Consider the following 298-nt stretch of genomic DNA (forward strand, 5'->3'; position numbering starts at 1 on the left):
GGTCTGGGCAGACTTGAACTGCCGACCTCACCCTTATCAGGGGTGCGCTCTAACCAGCTGAGCTACAGACCTATTTCTCTTTCAAGAATTTACGTCCGAAGCTAGCATGTTTGGACTTCTTCTAATTCGTTATCATGTAATTTGTGTAGACACTCGTGAAGCCGAGGCTTCCATTAAGCTGTTTTACTTCAAGATAAGGAGGTGATCCAACCCCAGGTTCCCCTAGGGTTACCTTGTTACGACTTCACCCCAGTCATGAATCACAAAGTGGTGACCGTCCTCCCGAAGGTTAAACTAG

General features: G+C 47.3%; 1 rRNA gene. It reads right to left on the reverse strand.

Going from position 1 to position 298, the window contains the following annotated elements:
• Positions 1 to 194: 194 nt before the first annotated feature.
• Positions 195 to 298, reverse strand: a 16S ribosomal RNA gene (locus H4J50_RS19235); the annotation flags it as partial.

The sequence above is a fragment of the Colwellia sp. 6M3 genome, from assembly GCF_014077595.1.
Lineage (GTDB): Bacteria > Pseudomonadota > Gammaproteobacteria > Enterobacterales > Alteromonadaceae > Cognaticolwellia.